Consider the following 18,652-nt stretch of genomic DNA (forward strand, 5'->3'; position numbering starts at 1 on the left):
CCGTCGCAGTCATCACGACGGTCCAGACACATGCGCGCCACGCCCGGTGGGGGCGAGCCGTGGAGCGGGTTACTGAAGCGCCTCCACCGGAGCGAATCCGGTGCCGTTGAACGCCATGACGTTGAGGTCGCTCATCGCCGGACGTCCGTCCCTCGTGGTGTCGATCTTCCCGCCGGGCAGGAGGAACGGCGCTTCGAATCCTTCGATGGAGAGCAGCGCTTCGCGGAAGCTCTCCCGGGTCGGCTCTTCCATCTTCGTGAAGGCTTCCTCGAGGATCGACGCGCCGATCCAGCTCCACACGCACTGCGGGAATCCGGGGATGCCGTCCTGGTTGGTGTACTCGTCGATCGCGGCGAGGAACGCCTTTCCGTCCGGGCTCTCCTGGAAGGCCGGGGAGCCGGCGTTCAGGGACGACGCGGTCGTGTAGATGGCCGGGAACCGGTCGGCGACGCCCGACGGCGTGAGGTAGACGCTCGGACTGGACGTCGTCGAGGGCAGGAACCAGCTCGGGTGCCACCCCAGCGCATCTGCGCGCTGAAGGGAGCCCAGCACGAGGGGCGCAAGAGAGGACATCGCGTTGTAGAAGATGTCAGCGCCGCTGCTGGCGAGCTCGGTGATCTGCGCGGAGACGTCCATGTCGGTCGCCTCGTACGAGACCTCCTTGACGATCTCAACGTTGTCCGCGCCTTCCAGCGCCGTCTTCAGGCCCTCGACGTAGCCGTGCCCGTAGTCATCGTTCTGGTACAGGATGGCGACCTTGTGCGTGTCCGGGGATGAAGCGAGCAGTTCGCCGAAAGCCTCGCCTTCCTGCTGATACACCGGAAGCAGACCGATCTGCCAGGGGCTCTCCTCGCGATCGCTGAACAGGGGGTCTCCGGTCTGCAGAAGGACCTGCGGAACTTCTTCAGCGATCGCTGCCTCGCGCCAGGACCGGTTCGTGGGTGTGCCCAGGCTCAGCGCGGCCGCGAAGACGCCGTCACTGACCATCTGCTGGAAGTTGGTGAGCGACTTCTGCGGGTCGTAGCCGTCGTCATAGGCCTTGAACTCGACCGTGCGGGTCTTGCCATCGCCGAACGTGATGCCGCCGTCGGCGTTTCGCGCTTCGAAGTAGGCAATGGCACCGTCCACTGCGCAGTTGCCGACGCCGGCAGCACCGCCCGTGAGCGGAGAGGTCGATCCCAGCAGGAGCGTCGTGTCGGTGATGCCGGGAGACGCGACGGGACCGTCCTCGGTCCCGGTTGCGGCGGTTCCGGCCCGGGCGCACCCGGTGAGCCCGAGCGTGAGGATGCCGACGGTGGCGACGAGCGCAGTGACCCGTCGTCTCGTGGGGGTGATGTTCATGGCTGCAGTGCCTCCTGTGTCTGCCGCGACCTGCGCTGGTCGCGGTCTCGTCCGACCCTGGCCCATCCTGCGGGCAGCGTGTTGTTCGGTCAAACGAAACAAATCGATGAAGAAGAGCGCCTGAGGTGTGGTTTAGTGTGGCGGGATGGAACCTCTGACGGACATGGATGGCAGCGTCGTCCGCGGTGAGCTGACGCTGCGCCAGCTGGCCAACTTCGTGGCCGCCGCTGAGGACGGAACCATCAGCGGTGCCGCCAAGCGGCTCAGCTACTCGCCGTCGGCGATCTCCGCGTCCATCACCGAACTCGAGCGCGTGCTCGGTGCCGAACTCTGCGTCCGTCGACGAGCGCAGGGCGTGAGCCTGACATCCACCGGACGTCTCATCTTCGCTCGCGCGAAACGACTGCTCGAGGATGCCGCGGAGCTCAGCTACGCCGTCGGGGGTGGGGGAAGCGAGCTGGTCGGCCCGCTCGTGGTCGGCTGCTTCGCCACTCTGGCCCCGACCGTCCTGCCGCGACTGCTGGACGAGTACGAGAAGCTGCATCCGCGCGTGACCGTGGACTTCGTGGTCGGTGCGCAGGATGAGCTCCAGGAGGCCCTCGTCACCGGTGCCATCGACGCCGCGATCATGTACGACGTGGGCGGAATGGATGGGCTCGACCGGTTCACGCTGTACGAGGCGCGCGGATACGCACTGTTCGGTGAGCGTCACCCGCTCGCGGCCCGCGAGACGGTTCGGCTCGAAGAGGTCGCCGAGCTTCCCCTGGTGCTGTACGACCAGGAGCCCAGCACGCGCTATGCGATGTCCGTCTTCGAGGCGCGGGGTCTGACGCCGAACATCCGGCACCGCACGCATGCGTTCGAACTGACGCGGTCGCTCGTTGCCAGATCCACCACCGACTACGCCGTCCTGGTCCAACGGCCGGCGAACAAGCTCAGCTACGAGGGTCTGCCGATCGTCGAGAGGGAGATCACGCCGCCGCCCCCGGCAGTGCCGGTCGTTCTCGCGCGGTCGCGCGGCGTGGAGGTCTCCTCCCGGGTCCGGGCTCTGGCCGACCTGGTACGTCGGCATTATCCCGGGCCCGACTAATACGAGTGAAGTGTGTATGTTCCGCAGATTCATTCGTTTGACCGCATAAGGCGCTCCGACTCAGGATGGTGCCATCAACGACGATCGCGGCCGACTCAGCGCCGCGGGACAGGCGACTGCAATGGACACCCACACTGTCGACATCGAAGACCGGACCGGCGTACGCCCCGCGCCCCCGACGACGCTCACACCCGATGACCTGCTGATCGCAGCGGAGGGGATGATCCCGATGCTGCGCGATCGGGCGGCGGAGGTCGACAGCGAACGCCGGATCCACCAGGACACCTACCGCCGACTCGGCGACGCGGGCTTCTTCCACGTGCTCAAGCCGAAGAAGTACGGCGGTCTCGAACTCAGCGAGCACGAGCACGCCAGGATCGCGATGACGCTGGCGCGCGGGTGCGCCTCCACCGCCTGGATCTTCTCCATCCTGAGTTCGGACAACATGGCGATCGTCGCCTACCCCGAAGAGGTCCAGGATGAGATCTGGGGCACGGACACGTACGCGACGCTGGCGGGCAACACCAACCTCAACCCCAAGGCCACTGCTACGCGGGTACCCGGCGGTTACCGCCTGACCGGGCAGTGGGGGTTCTGCAGCGGCTCCGATTTCTCCGAGTGGCTGATCTTCAACGCTCCTGTGGGCGATGACGGCGAGGGCCACATGTTCATCGTGCCGAGGGAGGAGACCGTCACGATCGACGACTGGTTCCCCACCGGCATGCGTGGCACCGGCAGCCGGAGCATGGCCGTCGAGGACGTCTTCGTGCCCGAGCATCGAGTGCAGGCGACCAAGGACACCGTTCGCAAGCTCAAGGAGCGCCGTTCACTGCACCCGACGTTCGAGACGATGTGGGCGACCTGGCCGTCGAACGGCCGTTTCCCGTTCGCCAGCTGCGCGGTCGGTGCAGCGTGGGGCGCAGCCGAGCATTTCGCGGAGACCGCCGGCACCAGCACGAGGGTCGCCAGCGCCCTGGGCGGAACCGTGCGCTTGGCCGATCAGGACTACGTCGCCAGTGAGTTCGCCCAGGCGCAGGGTGACATCGAGATGGCGCGGTTGCTGGTCGAGAGGCGCAGCCTGGAAGCCTCCGAGCGCGCGCGGCAGCGCGTGGAATCGGCCGAGTCCGACGTAGCCCGCGAGATGCGCGATAACGCGCTGGTCACCCGCACCTCGTTGCGCGCCGTGCAGCAGATCTTCTCGCTCGTGGGCGCGAGGGCCGGAAACGCCGCCCATCCGGTATCCCGAGCCAAACGCGACATCGAGATGATCTCCCACCACGTCACACTGAACTGGCGGCAGGCGGCCGTCCGCTTCCTCGCCTCGCAGTCATGATCGCTCCAGACGAGTTCAAGTCGGCGTTCCGGCTGCATCCGAGCGGCGTCGCCCTGATCACCGCGAACGTGGGTGGCACGCAGGTCGCACTCACCGCATCTTCGGTGTCCGCGGTCAGTGCCGAGCCTCCGCTGGTGATGTTCTCGATCTCGGTGATCTCGTCGAGTGCCGACGTGCTCAAGCGGGCGGATGCGGTGATCATCCACCTGCTCACCGCGGGGAATCTGGATCTGGCCATGCTGGGCGCCGCAAGCGGCGTGGACCGGTTCGAGGACGAGACCCGCTGGAGCCGGCTGCCCACCGGCGAACCGGTCTTCGCCGAAGCCGGGGTCTGGCTCCGTGCCCGGATCATCCACCGTATCGATGCGGGTGGTTCGACGGTGTTCGTCGCCGAGGCCGTGGACGCGAGCGTCTCGGACCGATCGGTCGACGACGACGGGCTGGTCTACCGCAACCGCGCCTGGCACCGCATCGGGATCCACTCCCTCGCGGACCCGGCTCGGCTCGCCGGCTGAGACCGGGAGACGGCGGCGAGGACCTCGCACGAGAGAACCCCCCGGCCGGACGGCGCGGGGGGTTCCCTCATCGAGACGGTCTACTTGAACGCGTCCTTGACGTTCTCGCCGGCCTTCTTGAAGTTGGCCTTCGTCTGGTCGGCTTCGCCTTCGCGCTCAAGGCTTTCGTCGTTCGTTCCCTTGCCGACAGCCTCTTTGGCCTTGCCGGCCACGTCTTCGGCCGCGTTCTTGATCTTGTCGTCGAGTCCCATTGCGATTCCTTCCATGCGAAATCCGGGTGTCTCCCGTGCCTTCCACGGTACGTCGCCGGCGCGCGGGGGAAAGGGGGCTCGCGCACGACGGTCGGCTGTGCTATCCGAGTCGCGCTCGGGCTCGCGAGGGCGACGCATCCCCGACCGTCAGTGCGGAAGGGGCGCTGTCGCGCTCATTTCGAGGGCCGGAAACGCGCGCAGCACCATGTCCACCAGTCGCTCAAGCGGGCGGGTGAGCGGGTCGGTGACGGGCATGCCCAGCTCGAGTTCGTACTCGTCGATGACCGTTCCGACCTCGGTGTCGCTCATGTGCTCGTGATTGATGGTGACGCCGATGACCCGGGTGTCGGCGAACGCCTCGATGAGCGCGATCTCGCTCGCGACGGTCGGCATCGGAAGCATCGGGAAATCTCCCAGCGTCGTGCGTTTGGGTGCGTGCTGCACGATGACACCCGCCGGGCGGCTGCCGCGCAGGATGTATGCCGACGTCAGGTAGGCAGGGTGGCTGAGTGCTCCCTGGCCCTCGACCACGATGACGTCCGGATCCTCGCCCTCGTATGCCGCGACGACCTGATTCTCCACTTCGCCGGAGCAGAACTGCGGGACCATGGCGTCCAGGGCGACCCCGTACCTGCCGCCCTGAATGAGCGTGGTCTGACCGGTGCCGACCAACACGGCGTTGATGCCTCTGGCGTTGAGCGACTGCACCAGCAGAGTCGCTGTGGTGCGCTTGCCGATCGCGCCGTCCGTGCCCAGGACGGCGATCCGCGGGCACGGCACATCGAAGATGCGGCCGGAGAACTGGTGCAGGTCCTGCTTGGCCTTCGGGCGGCGCACGTCGGTGATCGTCACATCGGCCAGGAGCGCGGCCGCGGCGAACTCGATGTCGTCGTTGAGGAACTCGTGCAGGCCGTTGATGATGTGCATGCCCCGCGCAATGCCCTCCAGCAGCACGACCCGCTGCGCGGCCGACAGAAGACCGGACGCGGGCGCGATGCCGCAGATGAGGTAGTCCGGCACGCGTCCGGCGAAGGCGATCGCTTCTGTCAGGTCGGCCAGCACCGCGATCCCGTTGGCCACGCCGTCCAGATGAAGCCCGGCGTCGACCCCGGCCAGCGTGCTGTCGATGACGCTGAGGATCTCGTACCGCTCGGAGTGGCGCACGAGGCCGTTGGCGGTCTTGCCGTCCTGCTGACCGAATTGACCCTCGCAGTAGACGACGGCGGTGGTTCCGGAGGGCAGCGAAGCTGCGGTGGGTTCGGAACGGGGGACAGACGGGAGCATGGGATTCCTCTGAGTGATTCAGAGGAGGCGACGGAATCGTGGCCGGACGGATGCCCAACGGTCAACGAGAAGTCTTCCCTGATCCGGCGTTTGCCGGTACTGTCACGATACCTCTCGCGCCGGGATGCACGGCACGACCCGGTTCCCGGTGTCCCGGACGCCCTCAGCCTGATGGCGGGTCGGCACGGTGCAGAGGCGGCGGGGTCACGCGCGGAGTCCGGCCTCGCGCCGCCGGGGGAGCAGGAAGCGGCCGAGGAACTCCTCCAGTTCATCCAGGCCGTCCAGCGGGAGCACGTGCGCCACGTACTGGTCGGGGCGCACCAGAACGAGGCAGCCCTGGTCGCGGTCGATTCCGCGCGCGGCGAAGATATCGCCCTCTCTGACGGACGGCGCGAACGCTTTGTCGTAGTCGGCCAGCCCGTACCTGCCCTTATGCGGACGGAGCAGCTCGGGCAGGCTCGTCGGCTCGACCTCGCGATGGCTGTGCTGAAGGATGCCGCGCACGTCGATGACCGCATCGACGTCAGCCCCGGGCGCGGTGAAGCGGGTGGCGGGACCTTCGATCCACCGCTCGGCGAATCGGCGCAGGCGTGAGCTGGGATCCGTGATCGGCGGCCTATCGCCGAATGCGTAGAGCCGCCAGCGGCCGTCTGCGCGATGGAGGTGGCCGAGCTGAAGCGGCTCGGCATCCGCGATGCGAGCGACCGGGGCGGAGTGGAATCGCCGGCCGATCGGGAACCCGGCCGCGAGGTGCTGCCACTGGGGGCCGCCGGTGAGCAGCGCGGGCGGGTACTGCGTGGCCGTGCCGGCGGTGTACCGGCCCTGCTTCTGGAAGTGGTTCTGCAGCGCATCCGGGTCCACGCCCTCGCCGGAGACGGCATCCAGGGGTTTCGCGCTCATCATGGCGGCCCACTCCTTGTCGAAGTCGATCAGGTCCTGCGCGACGGCCTGGCGCTCGGCCGAATACGTGTGCAGGAGCTCGGGGTCGCTGCGGCCCTCGAGCACGGCGGCGAGCTTCCAGCCGAGGTTGAAAGCGTCCTGCATCGACACGTTCATGCCCTGTCCGGCTTTCGGGCTGTGCGTGTGGCAGGCGTCGCCGGCGACGAAGACCCGGGGAAGCCGGGTCGCGACCTCGTCCTCGGGCACATCGTCGAACTTGTCCGTGAGTCGCTGGCCGATCTCGTAGACCGACCACCAGACGATCTCCCGCGCGTCGAGCGTGTGCGGGTGCAGAATGCGGCGGGCGGCCGCGATCAGGTCGTCCGAGGTGATGGCGCGACCGGCCACTCGTTCACCGGGCTCCAGCTCGTCCATCTCGATGTAGAAGCGGACCAGGTAGCCACCCTCGCGCGGGATGATGATCATGTTGCCCGAGTCGCGGGATTGGATGACCGACTTGAAGCGGATATCCGGGTAGTCGGTCACCGCCAGTGCGTCCATGACCCCCCACGCCTGGTTGGCCGAGTCGCCGCGCAGGACGCGGCCGATCGACTGCCGCACGGTGCTGCGCGCGCCGTCGCACCCGACCACGTAACGTGCGCGCAGCGTGCTCTCTGCGCCGGTGCCCACATCGCGCGTCCGGACGAGGACGGGGTAGTCCGCGGCGTCCGTCACCTCCACCGCGAGGACCTCGACGCCGTACTCGGGTTCCAGGCGCCGCGGCGCGGTCCGCATCTTCTCCAGCAGGAAATCCTGCACGCGCGCCTGATTCAAGATGACGTGCGGAAACTCGGACAGTCCCTCCTCGACATCCTCGATCCGCCCGCTGCGCACGATGCGGGAGCCGTCGGTCGGGTCCGGTCGCCAGAAGACGGTCTCGGTGATCTGCGCGGCCTCTTTCAACACACGGTCGGCGATGTCGAACGCCTCGAACATCTCGACCGAGCGACACGCGACGCCGTCGGCCTGCCCCAGTTCGAGCGGACCGCCCCGCCGCTCGAGGATGCGGGTTAGGATGCCGGGAAAGGCGGCCAGCTGGGCGCCCAGCACGCAGCCCGCGGGGCCGGTGCCCACGATCAGAACGTCGACGCAGTCGTCGTCGTGCGGCGCGCGCGTCGAGGCCGGGTCAGCGGGCAGGATCGCGGGGTCGCCGCTGTGGAAGCCGTTCAGATACGCCTGCATCGTTGCTCCTTCGCGCCGGGTCGCACCGGTCAGACCGACCCGAGAAAATAGTACGTATACGGAGGATATCCCCGACCCGGAAGGGAGCGCAAGGGGCAGCCGGCACCGCGGGCGCTGCCCGGGGTCAGTACCCGGCGACGTACGCGACCGGAACCAGCAGCGCCAGGAGCCTCTCGCGATCGCGCCGGTCGAGGGGCTCCATCAGTCGCTCCTGAACGGCCGTGACCCGGGGCATGAATCCGCGCGCGGCTTCCTCGCCGGCACGGCTCAGCGAGAGCACGCGGCGGCGACCGTCCGCGGCATCCCGTTCCCGGGTGATCCAGCCGCGGCGTGCCAGACGCTGCACGAGGTCGGCGGCCGTGGACTTGTCCAGCGCGGCTTCGTCGCCGAGGCGGCGCTGGCTGATCGATGGGTGGGCGGCCAGCACATGGAGTGCGGCATACTGCGGCCCGGTCAGTTCGCGATCGAACTCCACGGCGAACAGGGCGGTGTGCACCTGCTGCGCACGCCGGAGCAGATGGCCGGGGATGTGCAGCGGGGAGTATCCGCCGCCCTGCGTCTGCGGATCCACGCGCGCAGTGCGTCGCAGCAGGTCGGCGAACTCGCCACGCTCCTCGTCCGGAAGCGGTGCGAGCAGTCGGTCCTGCACGCGCTGGACCTTGGTGCGCAGCAGTGTGAGTGCCTCGACCGCGCGCGCCGCGGGAGTGAGGATGTCCCGCCGCGCATCGGACGGGCTTCGTTCCCGGGCGACCCAGCCCCGTCCGGTCAGGCGGGCGACGATGTCCATCGTGGTGGACGTGTCCAGGGATGCCGCCTCGGACACCTCGCGCTGGTCGGCGCCGGGCGTGGCGGCTATCGCCGCGAGGACCGCATACTGCGGGCTCGTCGGATCGCTGCCGACCTCGTCCAGCCAGTACGCGTTGTGCACCTGCTGGGCGCGCCGTAGCAGGTGACCGCAGACGCTCGTGAGGCCGACGGAGTCCGGATGCCGCGTCTGCACATCGCTCATCGTCGTTCCTCCCGGCACCGTCGTGTCAGGATACCGAGCGATCCGGCCAGGCGGCGCCCGGGCAGCGCGTAGGCTCGGGCGCTATGGCATCCGGCGCGACGATCCACACTTTCACGGTGCAACTGGCGGATGTGGATCGCGGCGTCTACGACGAACTGCCCCTTCGGGTGGCCCGCCACCCGTCCGAGACCGCCGCGTTCATGATGACCCGAGTGCTGGCCTACTGCCTGGAGTTCGAGGAGGGCATCGCATTCAGCGAGGGCATCTCCACGACGGACGAGCCGGCAGTGCTCGTACGGGACGCGACCGGACGGCTCACCGGGTGGATCGAAGTCGGTGCGCCGGACGCCGCGCGGCTGCACTACGGGAGCAAGCTCGCCGACCGGACCGCGATCTACACGCACCGCGATCCGGTCAAGGTGCTCGCACCGTGGGCGGGCAAGCGGATCCACAACGCCGAGGCCATCACGCTGCACAGCTTCGACCCCGGCTTCATCGACTCTGCCGTCGCCGTCCTGGAGCGGCGCAATACGATGACGCTGTCGATCACGGAGAGACAGCTCTACCTCGACCTGAACGGATCGACCCTGACCTCGACGGTCCACGACCACCGGCTGGAGTGACAGCGCGCCCGCCGTGCGCGCGCGTCCTTCGGCGTCCCGGCATCCGCCCTGTTCACTTGCCCTGTGTGTACGTCACTGAGGGCCCTTCGCGTGCACACAGGGCCAGTGAACCGGAGGAGGCAGGCCAACCGGGCGCGGGGCAGGGGGAAGGGCGGCGAGCGGGTCCCGTCGGCTCAGGCGCGCCGGCTGCGGCGCATCCGCTCGTACGCGGCCAGCGCGGTCTTCCTCGACTCGCCGAGGTCCACGATCGGCGGGGGCGCCAGGGCCTCGGCATCCGGCCCGTACTCCGGTGCCCAGCGGCGGATGTACTCGGCGCGCGGATCGAACTTCTTCGCCTGCAGCTCGGGATTGAAGACGCGGAAGTACGGGGCGGCATCGGCGCCCGATCCGGCGACCCACTGCCAGTTGAACGGGTTGCTCGCACCGTCGGCATCCACCAGCGTGTCCCAGAACCACTCCTCACCCCGCCGCCAGTCGATGAGCAGGTTCTTCACGAGGAAGGATGCCGTCACCATGCGGATGCGGTTGTGCATCACCCCTGTCCGCCACAGTTCCCGCATGCCGGCATCCACCAGCGGGATGCCGGTGCGACCCTGCTGCCACGCCCGCAGCTGCGCGGGCCGCAGGCGGGGCCAGGGGAAGCCGTCGAACTCGGGGCGGAGATTCTGCGTGGCCAGATCCGGGTGGTGGTACAGGACGTGGGCGGCGAACTCCCGCCAGCCCAGCTCGGCGAGGAAGCGCCCCGCAGACTGACCGGCGCCGATCGCCTCGTGCCAGACGGTGTGCGGGCTGAGCTCGCCCCACCGCAGACGGGGAGAGAGCCGGGAGGTCGTTCCGGCCGCGGGTTCGTCCCGGGAACGGTCGTAGTCGGCCAGGTCCTCGGCGAGGAACTCGCGCAGCCGCGTCCGCGCGGCCGGCTCCCCGGGTTCCCACGTCTGGCGCAGGCCGCCCGCCCAATCCGGGTCGGTGGGCAGCAGAGCCCAGTCGCCGATGTCGTCGCTGCTAGGCGCCGCGGCGGGGCCCCGGATCCGCCGCGGTTCGGCCAGCGGCGCGCGCGGCGCCGGGCCCGACTGGCAGGCCCGCCAGAACGGGGTGAACACCGAGTACGGCGTCCCCGAGCCGGTCAGCACCGTCCACGGTTCGAACAGCAGCGAGGCCGCGGACGAGGTCGCCGTCACGCCGCTGCCGCGGAGCGCGGTCTTCAGCGCCGCATCCACTGCCCGCTCCGCCCCGCCGTAGCGCCGGTTCCAGAAGACCGCGCCCGCCCCGGCCTCCCTCGCCACGTCCTGGACGACGGATGCCGCCGCCCCTCGCCGCAGGACGAGCGTCGAGCCGCGCTGCGCGAGCCGGTCCGCCAGCGAGCGCAGGCTGCCGTCCAGCCACCACTTGGCCGCGCCGCCGAGGGGACGGATGCCGGGCGACTCCTCGTCCAGGACGTACAGGCCGATCACCGGCTCGTCGCGCTCGACCGCGGCGCGGAGCGCGGGATTGTCGGCGAGGCGCAGGTCATCGCGGAACCACACGATCGACGGCCCGCTCATCATCGGATGGTATCGGCGGCCGGCTCGCGCGGGCGAGGGTTGACACCGACGCTGCTGCGCACCCGCCCGCCGCGCGCGGTAGTCGCCGCACCTCCGTACTCGTGTCCCACTTGCGCATGCGACACGCCGCGGCGCGCGTGCATAACTGGGACACCGAGCGAGAAGAACAGAAGCTGCGGCATTCCGCGGCTCAGAGGCGGGAGGTGTCGTGACCCTTCGGGAGGACCGTCAGCAGCCCGCCTTCGACGACGCGGCAGCGCATGCGCACCGCTTCGCCGAACTCGTCGCCGTCCAGCTGCACCGGCTGCGCCGTCGAGGTGGCAAGGTCCAGGCCCTTGCCGCGGGCGTACAGGACCGAGTTGTCCTTCGTGCGCAGCGACAACACGTGACGTCCGGCACGGAAACGGCGGAGGATGCTGTTGTCCCACGCCACGCGGCGCCACACCAGGAGCCAGCCGAGCGCGTTCTTGGGCTGGAAGATCGCGACGTCCAGATCACCGTCGGTCACGGATGCCCCGGGGATGAGTTCCAGGCCCGCCGGAAGAGACCCGCAATTGGCCACCAGGATGCTCTGCACCCGCGCCGAGTGCAGGCGCCGGCCGGGCACCTGGTAGACGATCCGGAAGGCCTTCGCGCCCGCGAGCGACCGCGCCGCGCCGTCGACGTACGCGATCCACCCCACCCGCTTCTTGAGCGTGCCGTTGGTGTTCGCGATCATCGCGGCGTCCAGGCCCATGCCGCCCATCACGACGAACGCCCGTTCCTCGCTGGTGCCGTCCTCCCGCCGGATCGCGGCGAAGCCGACATCAACGGGCAGCGTGTCGCCGTCGAAGGTCGCCTGCACCATTGCCTGGGGGTCCGTCAGCGGCAGCAGCAGGTTGCGGGCGAGCAGGTTGCCGGTGCCGCTGGGCACGATCGTGAGTGGGACGCCGCTTTCGCTCATCGCCTCGGCGACCGCACGAACGGTGCCGTCGCCGCCGGCGACCAGCACGGCAGCGGCGCCCGCCTTCAGCGCCTGGCGGGCCACGTCGTCGCCGAGATCGTCCACGGTCGTCTCATAGAAGAGGGGCTCGCCCCACCCGGCTCTCGCCGAGAGCCGCTGGACGGTCGCGCGCAGGGCGGCGGCATCCACCTTGGTGGGGTTGTACACCAGCGCCGCCTGAGGCTTCGGCTTCTCGCCGCCGGCCATGGGCTCGGTCCTGCCCTCGGCGTCCACGCGCCGGGCCCGGCCGCCCTCCCCGTCGGTGGTGTCCGGGGCGATGTCCTCGGGCTCGCGGATCACCTCGTCGGACTGTGCCGCCTCCGCAGGATCGACCGCTTCGTCGTCGGCGCCGCGGGGTGTCTTCGCGTCCCCATCGGGCGCGCCGGACGCGTCCCCTGCCGTCACCATGGCTCCACACTAGGGCCGGCCGGTCGCGCGATGCCGCTGAGTACACTTGTGGGGTGATCGATCCAGTCTTCCTCCGCGAAAATCCCGAGCTGGTCAAGCGCTCGCAGGAGGCCCGCGGGGAGTCGCCGGCCACCGTCGACGACGCCGTCGCCGCCGACCGTGAGCGCCGCGCCGCGATCACCGCCTTCGAAGAGCTCCGCGCCGCCCAGAACGCGCACGGTAAACGCGTCGCTCAGGCGCCGAAGGACGAGAAGGCGGCCCTGGTTTCGGCGGCCAAGGAGCTGAGCGAACAGGTCAAGGCGGCGCAGCACGCGGTGACCGCCGCGGAGCAGGCGGCCGACACCGCCCTCGCCAAGCTCGAGAACATCGTGATCGAGGGTGTCCCCGCCGGCGGCGAGGACAATTTCGTGACCCTGCGCACCTTCGGCGAGCCGCCGGTGTTCGACTTCGAACCGCGCGACCACCTGGAACTGGGCGAGATGCTCGGCGCGATCGACATGGAGCGCGGCACCAAGGTGTCCGGCAGCCGGTTCTACTTCCTCACCGGCATCGGCGCACGACTCGAGATTGCCATCATGATGCTCGGCCTCGACCGGGCGCTCGCGGCCGGCTTCGTCCCGCTCATCCCGCCGACCATGGTCCGGCCGGAGGTCATGCGCGGCACGGGGTTCCTCGGGCAGCACGCCGACGAGGTCTACCACCTCGAAGAAGACGACCTCTACCTGGTGGGCACCAGCGAGGTGCCGCTCGCCGGCTACCACATGGACGAGATCCTCGATCTGGGCAAGGGGCCCAAGCGCTACGCGGGATGGTCCACGTGCTACCGCCGCGAGGCCGGCTCCTACGGCAAGGACACCCGCGGCATCATCCGCGTGCATCAGTTCAACAAGCTCGAGATGTTCGTCTACACGACACCGGAGGATGCCGAGGCGGAGCACCTGCGCCTCGTCGCGATGCAGGAGCAGATGCTGCAGGACCTCGGGCTGGCCTACCGGGTCATCGACGTCGCCGCGGGCGACCTCGGCTCCAGCGCCGCGCGCAAGTACGACGTCGAGGCGTGGGTGCCGACCCAGGGTGCGTACCGCGAACTGACCTCGACGTCCAACTGCACGACCTTCCAGGCGCGCCGGCTGGACATCCGCTACCGGCCGTCTGTGGACGGCGGGACGGGCGCGGGCAAGACGCAGCATGTCGCCACGCTGAACGGCACCCTGGCCACCACGCGCTGGATCGTCGCGATGCTCGAGACCCACCAGCGGGCGGACGGCTCGGTCCTGGTCCCCGAGGTGCTCCGGCCGTACCTCGGCGGCCTCGAGGTCATGGAGCCCGCGGCGTGACGGCAGCGCATCTTCCGCCCACGGGCAGCATCGAGGTCGTGCCGGAGCAGGCGGCGGCGGACCTCGTCGAGGGTGTCGCCCGCGATGCGGAGGATCCCGGCATCCGCACCGAGCGTCTGCTGGTCGTGCTGGACATCGACGGAACCATCGTCTTGGAGGACGAGACCCTCAGCCCGGGAGTGGTGGAGGCGGTTGAGCATGCCCACCGCGCCGGGCACGAGATCATGCTCGCCACCGGCCGCAGCTGGGAGGGCGCCAAGGCGTTCCTGGAATCCCTGAACATCGCACCGGAGTTCGTCGTGTGCTCCAACGGCGCGGTCATCCTGCGCAAGGCCGATGCGGGTGACGGCTCCTACGAGCGCTTCCACACCGAGACGTTCGACCCCACCGAGGTGCTCGCGCTACTGCGCGAACACCTGCCCGACGCGAAGTACATGGTCGAACTGGCCGACGGGCGCCGCCTCTACACCGAGCACCTCGGGGACTGGAACCTGGAGACGGCCGACCGCGTGCCGTTCGAGCAGCTCGGCTCGATGCCGGTCTGCCGCATCGTGGTGGTCTCACCGGGCGACACCGAGCAGGACTTCGTGGAGCTCGTCGAGCGCATCGGGCTGAACGAGGTGTCGTACGCGGTCGGGTGGACCGCCTGGCTGGACATCGCCCCGCAGGGCGTGGACAAGGGCAGCGCCCTCGAGCGCGTGCGCACCTGGCTCGGAATCGATCCTGCGCACGTGCTGGTGATCGGCGACGGGCGCAACGACCTCGGCATGTTCCGCTGGGCGCTCCAGAACGGGGGCCGAGCCGTCGCGATGGAGCAGGGCCCGCAGGAAGTCCGGGATGCCGCGGGCGAGATCACCCTCTCGGTGCAGGCCGGCGGAGTGGCCGAGGTGCTGCGCAACCTCTGATCCGCGGGCGGCGGCGCGTCGGGAGCGTGCGCAGAGACACAGGAGCCGTCCAGGCGGTCTTGGGAGAATCGGTCGGAGGTGCTCGGCTAGACTCGACGCCTGTTCGACGGATGCCGCGATCTCGCGTCACCTGTCGGGAGGGTTGTCCGAGCGGCCGATGGACCTGGTCTTGAAAACCAGTGGGCAGCAATGTCCCGTGGGTTCGAATCCCACACCCTCCGCGCAATGCCGCTTTCCGCTTCGGCGGGAGGGGGCGGTGCAGATCCGAAGCATCCCGGAAGGACGCGAGTGAGCCCGACGACCAAGCCCTCCACACGTGGCCGCCGCACTGTCGCGCGCCACGGGGAGCTGAAGTCGCCGCATCCGGTGGCGATGCTGATGAAGATCCTCGGGATCTTCGTCGCCGTGGTGCTCGTCTCGGGGGCCGGTGTGGCCGCATACGCGCTCACCGACCTGACCACCAGCTTCACCGAGGATGCCGTGGACCTGGAGGGACAGGAGTCCGTTCCGCCGGACATCGGCGCGATCGAAGGCGGAGTGAACCTCTTCGTGGCCGGCACGGATGCCTGCGAGCCGGCATACGCCGGATACTTCGGCGACCGCTGCACCGGCCCGGATGCCGAAGGCGAACTGAACGATGTGAACATGCTGGTGCACATCTCCGACGCTCCCCGCCGCGTCACGGTGATCTCCTTCCCCCGCGACCTGATGATCCCGATCCCCTCGTGCACCGCCGAGGACGGCTCCGAGACGCCGGCGATGAGCAAGCAGCCCATCAACACCGCGTACTCGTACGGGGGGCTGTCGTGTGTCGTCAAAACCGTCTCGGCGCTCAGCGAGCAGCCGATTCCGTTCGCCGCGAAGGTCACCTGGGGCGGCGTGATCGAGGTCACCAACGCTGTCGGCGGCGTGGACGTGTGCTTGGCCAGCGGCATCCGCGATTACTACACGGGCATCGACTGGCCGGCCGGGATGCGCAACATCCAGGGCATCGAGGCGCTGCAGTTCCTGCGCACCCGTCACGGCGTCGGCGACGGCAGCGACCTGGGTCGTGTCAGCAACCAGCAGCAGTACATGTCGAGGCTGGCACGCAAGCTGGTCAGCGAGGACGTGCTGTCCGATCCCGGCGCGCTCATGAAGCTCGCCACCACGGCGGTGGACAACGTGACCCCGAGCAAGAGCCTGACCAACCCGCTGACGCTCGTGCAGATCGCCCTCGCGGTCAAGAACGTGCCGTTCGAGGAGATCGTCTTCCTGCAGTACCCGGTCGTCACCGACCCGAACGACCCGAACAAGGTCGTCCCGAACTACGATTCCGCGCAGGCCATCTGGGATGCGCTCGCGGCCAACCAGCCCCTGCAGCTGACCGGTGACGCGGGATCCAACGAAAGCGTCGTCGTCGTCGAGCCGGAGACACCGGTCGAGCCCACCGTCCCCGACCCGTCCGCGCCGCCCGTGCAGGAGTCGATCGCGCTCCCGTCCGACATCACCGGGTCGACGGCCGCTCAGGAGACCTGCTCGAACGGCAACCTGCGCGACTAGTCCGGCACACTGAACTCCCCGGCCGGTGCACGCGTTTCGACGCTCGGGTGAGGCGTCAGCGGTCGGTTCGCCGGTCCCGCCGCCAGCGGTTATGATTGCTGGGCGCATCACCGTGGTTTCTGCCACAGATGCCTGGAGACGTCGCATAGTCCGGCCTAGTGCACCACCCTGCTAAGGTGGAGACCCCTCACGGGGTCCGAGGGTTCAAATCCCTCCGTCTCCGCCACAGTATCTGCCTCAACTTCGTTGATTTTCCGCGGTTCTCGAGGGCCGGCTTCGCGGCTGAAGCCCCGCATGCCCACCGTTTGCCCACATTTGTCTTCGGCGAAGGTGGGCGTGCTGATTCTTGAGGGGCATCCAGAGCGCGCGCCTGTGGCCTGCTCTGCGGTCCGGTCGGCACGCACAGCGGCACAGTCAAACGGCCGTGACCACGATCACCGAGCTGTCCTAGTCTCCGTGGCGGGCCCCACCGAGCTGGCTTGAGCGGCTGCGATCGAGTGCGGCTGAGACTGCGTCCAGATCGTCGTCGAACAGGTCGGCATAGACATCGAGCGTCATGGCGGCGGAAGCGTGACCGAGCATGCGTTGGATCGCCTTGACATTGGCGCCGGCCTGGACGGCCAGCGACGACGCTGTCGTGTGGCGCAAGTCGTGAATCTTGATCCTGGGTGCACCGGCTGCGGCTGCTGCGTTCTTGAACCATGACTTCGAGTTCTTGCTGTTGCGTACACGCTTCATGAAGTCGCCTGCGCGGCTCGGGAACACCAAGTCATCCGGGCCGAGATCTGCGATCCGGTCACGGATCTCTTCGCGCAGGAACGATGGCATCGGAACGTGCCGGATCTTGTGGGACTTCGGAGTTCCCTCAATGATCTGTCCGCCGACCTCCACCGCGTTCTGCACGACCCAGATCCGTGATCGCGTGAGATCGACGCTGTGCGCCCGTAGCCCGATTGCCTCTGCCCAGCGCAGGCCGGTGTAGGCCAGTGTGCGGATCAACGTCCCGTACTCACCGCTAGCTGCTGCGAGCTGCTCTACCTGAGTGTGGGTGAGATAGACGTGCCTCGATGCAATCTTTCGGGGCAGCCCCATCTTGCCGCCGCGCGCGGGGTTGACCGACAGGCGTCGATCGTGAACGGCGTCGTCCAGAACCGAAGCCAGAACTCCGTATGTACGGATGACAACGGACGCGCCGAACTCGGCGTTGAGTGCGGCGATCCATCCCTTGACATCGGAGTGGCTGATCTCGGTGATTGGAACCTTGCCCCAGCGCGGCTGGACTCGGAGTCGCCACGCCACTTCCAAAGGAGCGAAGGCAGAAGGCTTGAGTGCGACCTCCTTTGCGGCTAGCCAAGTTGGGCCTAGTTCACCAACGCTTATTCGTGACCGGCTCGGATCAAGGTAGGTGCCGCTCGCCTTGTTGAGCTCGACTCTCGCGAGGAAGAGTTCGGCTTCGCGCTTGGTTTTGAACCCACGCTTATCGGTTCGGGAGTTGTCTGGCTTTCGGTACCGGACGCGGTACCGCCGACCCTCCCTGGTTGTGTAGGCGGCGATGCTACCCATTGGCCGGTCGGCCGACGTGTGCGGTCATGCCGACGAGGCGGCCGGAGTCGCGGGCTTTGCGGATCCAGTCCTCCGCGGTGCGCTGCGGGACATCCAGTTCCAGGGAGATGAGTTTGACCGGGGGCGAGCCGGCCAGTGTGGCGGCGCCGTAGAGGATCTCCACGACGTCCCATCGTTCGTCCTTCATGCCCCGTTTGACGACGGCGGATGCCATCCAGGGCGGGATGATGCGACCCTCGCCGGTGGTCAGATCTGCCACCGTGACCCATCGTGCGTCCGACCCGTCGTCCAATCGCACTGCGACGCAGTGCGGAACCGCCGCCTGGAGCGTGGCCTGCGCCAGGGTGTGACCCACGCGGGAGGCATCCAGTTCGCCGTCCACGGCGCGGGTGATGACCGTGCTCGGGATGTACCGCACCTTTGCCGCGTTGTACCGCGCCTCGATGGTCGTCTCGATCCCGGCATCCTCGTCCAGCGCTGTTGCGACAAAGCCGGGCGCGATGCGCAACGCCGTGCCGACAAGTCGGCATCCACGTCGATGGCCGCGTTGATCAGCTGCGCGTAGTCCCAGTCTTGCTGCGAGATCGGCCAGCCATCGGTAGTGCGGCTGTTTCGCGAACTCCAGCACCCGACACGTTACCGCGACGGGGATCCCGTCGGCGGCGACGGCACCCGCGTGCTCATCGCGGAGTGCCAACAGCGGCGACCTTTTCCGTTGCGTTCTCATACGTCGGAGAGACGCAGCTCGAGATCATCATGCCAAACGACGATTCACCATAACCGCGAGTTTCCTCGACGTCGGCCGCG

16 protein-coding genes and 2 tRNA genes are annotated in these 18,652 nt (G+C 68.6%); 9 read left to right on the forward strand and 9 right to left on the reverse strand.

Annotation, left to right across the window (positions count from 1 at the left end; all coding sequences use genetic code 11):
• Positions 1-69 precede the first annotated feature (69 nt).
• Positions 70-1,341 carry an ABC transporter substrate-binding protein gene (locus QNO12_RS01645; protein ID WP_257503221.1) on the reverse strand — a complete coding sequence of 424 codons (1,272 nt, stop codon included), beginning with the start codon at positions 1,339-1,341 and terminating at the stop codon, positions 70-72.
• Positions 1,342-1,486: 145 nt separating this feature from the next.
• On the opposite strand from QNO12_RS01645, the gene QNO12_RS01650 reads away from it, so the two are divergent.
• From QNO12_RS01650 to QNO12_RS01660, 3 genes are all read left to right on the forward strand, one after another.
• Positions 1,487-2,431, forward strand: a complete 945-nt coding sequence (locus QNO12_RS01650) for a LysR family transcriptional regulator (RefSeq protein WP_257503222.1) — start codon at positions 1,487-1,489, stop codon at positions 2,429-2,431.
• A gap of 121 nt (positions 2,432-2,552) precedes the next feature.
• The gene (locus QNO12_RS01655; protein ID WP_257503223.1) at positions 2,553-3,764 is read left to right on the forward strand and encodes an acyl-CoA dehydrogenase family protein; all 1,212 of its coding nucleotides are present in this window, start codon (positions 2,553-2,555) and stop codon (positions 3,762-3,764) included.
• Positions 3,761-4,279, forward strand: a complete 519-nt coding sequence (locus tag QNO12_RS01660; RefSeq protein ID WP_257503224.1) for a flavin reductase family protein — start codon at positions 3,761-3,763, stop codon at positions 4,277-4,279. Before QNO12_RS01655 ends, QNO12_RS01660 begins: the two co-directional genes overlap by 4 nt.
• An 80-nt stretch (positions 4,280-4,359) precedes the next feature.
• On the opposite strand, the gene QNO12_RS01665 is transcribed toward QNO12_RS01660, so the two are convergent.
• From QNO12_RS01665 to QNO12_RS01680, 4 genes are all read right to left on the reverse strand, one after another.
• On the reverse strand, positions 4,360-4,530 hold the full coding sequence (locus tag QNO12_RS01665) for a CsbD family protein (protein WP_257503249.1): 171 nt from the start codon (positions 4,528-4,530) through the stop codon (positions 4,360-4,362).
• Positions 4,531-4,677: 147 nt separating this feature from the next.
• Positions 4,678-5,814: an N-acetyltransferase DgcN family protein gene (locus QNO12_RS01670; protein ID WP_257503225.1), complete on the reverse strand. Its 1,137-nt coding sequence runs from the start codon at positions 5,812-5,814 to the stop codon at positions 4,678-4,680.
• Between the two features lie 204 nt (positions 5,815-6,018).
• Positions 6,019-7,935 (reverse strand): FAD-dependent monooxygenase, encoded by a 1,917-nt coding sequence (locus QNO12_RS01675; RefSeq protein ID WP_257503226.1) that lies wholly within the window; start codon positions 7,933-7,935, stop codon positions 6,019-6,021.
• Positions 7,936-8,059: 124 nt separating this feature from the next.
• On the reverse strand, positions 8,060-8,944 hold the full coding sequence (locus tag QNO12_RS01680) for a MarR family winged helix-turn-helix transcriptional regulator (RefSeq protein ID WP_257503227.1): 885 nt from the start codon (positions 8,942-8,944) through the stop codon (positions 8,060-8,062).
• An 83-nt stretch (positions 8,945-9,027) separates the two neighbouring features.
• On the opposite strand from QNO12_RS01680, the gene QNO12_RS01685 reads away from it, so the two are divergent.
• Positions 9,028-9,567, forward strand: coding sequence for a YaeQ family protein (locus QNO12_RS01685; protein ID WP_257503228.1), 540 nt, complete (start codon positions 9,028-9,030; stop codon positions 9,565-9,567).
• A gap of 173 nt (positions 9,568-9,740) precedes the next feature.
• Here QNO12_RS01685 and QNO12_RS01690 read toward each other — a convergent pair whose 3' ends face one another.
• Complete coding sequence (locus QNO12_RS01690; RefSeq protein ID WP_257503229.1) at positions 9,741-11,108, reverse strand: cryptochrome/photolyase family protein; 1,368 nt, start codon at positions 11,106-11,108, stop codon at positions 9,741-9,743.
• A gap of 190 nt (positions 11,109-11,298) precedes the next feature.
• Entirely contained in the window at positions 11,299-12,297 is a 999-nt protein-coding gene (locus QNO12_RS01695; RefSeq protein ID WP_257503250.1) for a diacylglycerol/lipid kinase family protein, read from the reverse strand.
• 254 nt (positions 12,298-12,551) lie between these two features.
• Between QNO12_RS01695 and serS the strand changes: the two genes are divergently transcribed.
• From serS to QNO12_RS01720, 5 genes are all read left to right on the forward strand, one after another.
• A complete protein-coding gene (gene serS / locus QNO12_RS01700) occupies positions 12,552-13,835 on the forward strand; it encodes a serine--tRNA ligase (RefSeq protein WP_257503230.1) in 1,284 nt (427 codons plus the stop codon).
• A complete protein-coding gene (locus QNO12_RS01705) occupies positions 13,832-14,740 on the forward strand; it encodes an HAD family hydrolase (RefSeq protein WP_257503231.1) in 909 nt (302 codons plus the stop codon). Before serS ends, QNO12_RS01705 begins: the two co-directional genes overlap by 4 nt.
• 136 nt (positions 14,741-14,876) lie before the next feature.
• A tRNA-Ser gene (locus QNO12_RS01710) sits at positions 14,877-14,961 on the forward strand.
• Between the two features lie 67 nt (positions 14,962-15,028).
• Positions 15,029-16,282 carry an LCP family protein gene (locus QNO12_RS01715; protein WP_257503232.1) on the forward strand — a complete coding sequence of 418 codons (1,254 nt, stop codon included), beginning with the start codon at positions 15,029-15,031 and terminating at the stop codon, positions 16,280-16,282.
• Positions 16,283-16,416: 134 nt separating this feature from the next.
• Positions 16,417-16,508, forward strand: a tRNA-Ser gene (locus tag QNO12_RS01720).
• Positions 16,509-16,729: 221 nt separating this feature from the next.
• Here the strand turns inward: QNO12_RS01720 and QNO12_RS01725 are convergent.
• Positions 16,730-17,581, reverse strand: coding sequence for a tyrosine-type recombinase/integrase (locus QNO12_RS01725; protein ID WP_285178381.1), 852 nt, complete (start codon positions 17,579-17,581; stop codon positions 16,730-16,732).
• A 256-nt stretch (positions 17,582-17,837) separates the two neighbouring features.
• The gene (locus tag QNO12_RS01735) at positions 17,838-18,353 is read right to left on the reverse strand and encodes a hypothetical protein (protein ID WP_257504094.1); all 516 of its coding nucleotides are present in this window, start codon (positions 18,351-18,353) and stop codon (positions 17,838-17,840) included.
• Between the last annotated feature and the right edge of the window lie 299 nt (positions 18,354-18,652).

It is taken from the genome of Microbacterium sp. zg-B185, from assembly GCF_030246885.1.
GTDB lineage: Bacteria > Actinomycetota > Actinomycetes > Actinomycetales > Microbacteriaceae > Microbacterium.

Excerpts from the sequence above, each read along its gene's own strand:
- QNO12_RS01685 (WP_257503228.1), top strand. The coding sequence starts at position 9,028 with ATGGCATCCGGCGCGACGATCCACACTTTCACGGTGCAACTGGCGGAT.
- QNO12_RS01665 (WP_257503249.1), bottom strand. The coding sequence starts at position 4,530 with ATGGGACTCGACGACAAGATCAAGAACGCGGCCGAAGACGTGGCCGGC.
- QNO12_RS01680 (WP_257503227.1), bottom strand. The coding sequence starts at position 8,944 with ATGAGCGATGTGCAGACGCGGCATCCGGACTCCGTCGGCCTCACGAGC.
- QNO12_RS01655 (WP_257503223.1), top strand. The coding sequence starts at position 2,553 with ATGGACACCCACACTGTCGACATCGAAGACCGGACCGGCGTACGCCCC.
- QNO12_RS01695 (WP_257503250.1), bottom strand. The coding sequence starts at position 12,297 with ATGGCCGGCGGCGAGAAGCCGAAGCCTCAGGCGGCGCTGGTGTACAAC.
- QNO12_RS01675 (WP_257503226.1), bottom strand. The coding sequence starts at position 7,935 with ATGCAGGCGTATCTGAACGGCTTCCACAGCGGCGACCCCGCGATCCTG.
- QNO12_RS01690 (WP_257503229.1), bottom strand. The coding sequence starts at position 11,108 with ATGAGCGGGCCGTCGATCGTGTGGTTCCGCGATGACCTGCGCCTCGCC.
- QNO12_RS01670 (WP_257503225.1), bottom strand. The coding sequence starts at position 5,814 with ATGCTCCCGTCTGTCCCCCGTTCCGAACCCACCGCAGCTTCGCTGCCC.
- QNO12_RS01650 (WP_257503222.1), top strand. The coding sequence starts at position 1,487 with ATGGAACCTCTGACGGACATGGATGGCAGCGTCGTCCGCGGTGAGCTG.
- QNO12_RS01660 (WP_257503224.1), top strand. The coding sequence starts at position 3,761 with ATGATCGCTCCAGACGAGTTCAAGTCGGCGTTCCGGCTGCATCCGAGC.
- QNO12_RS01645 (WP_257503221.1), bottom strand. The coding sequence starts at position 1,341 with ATGAACATCACCCCCACGAGACGACGGGTCACTGCGCTCGTCGCCACC.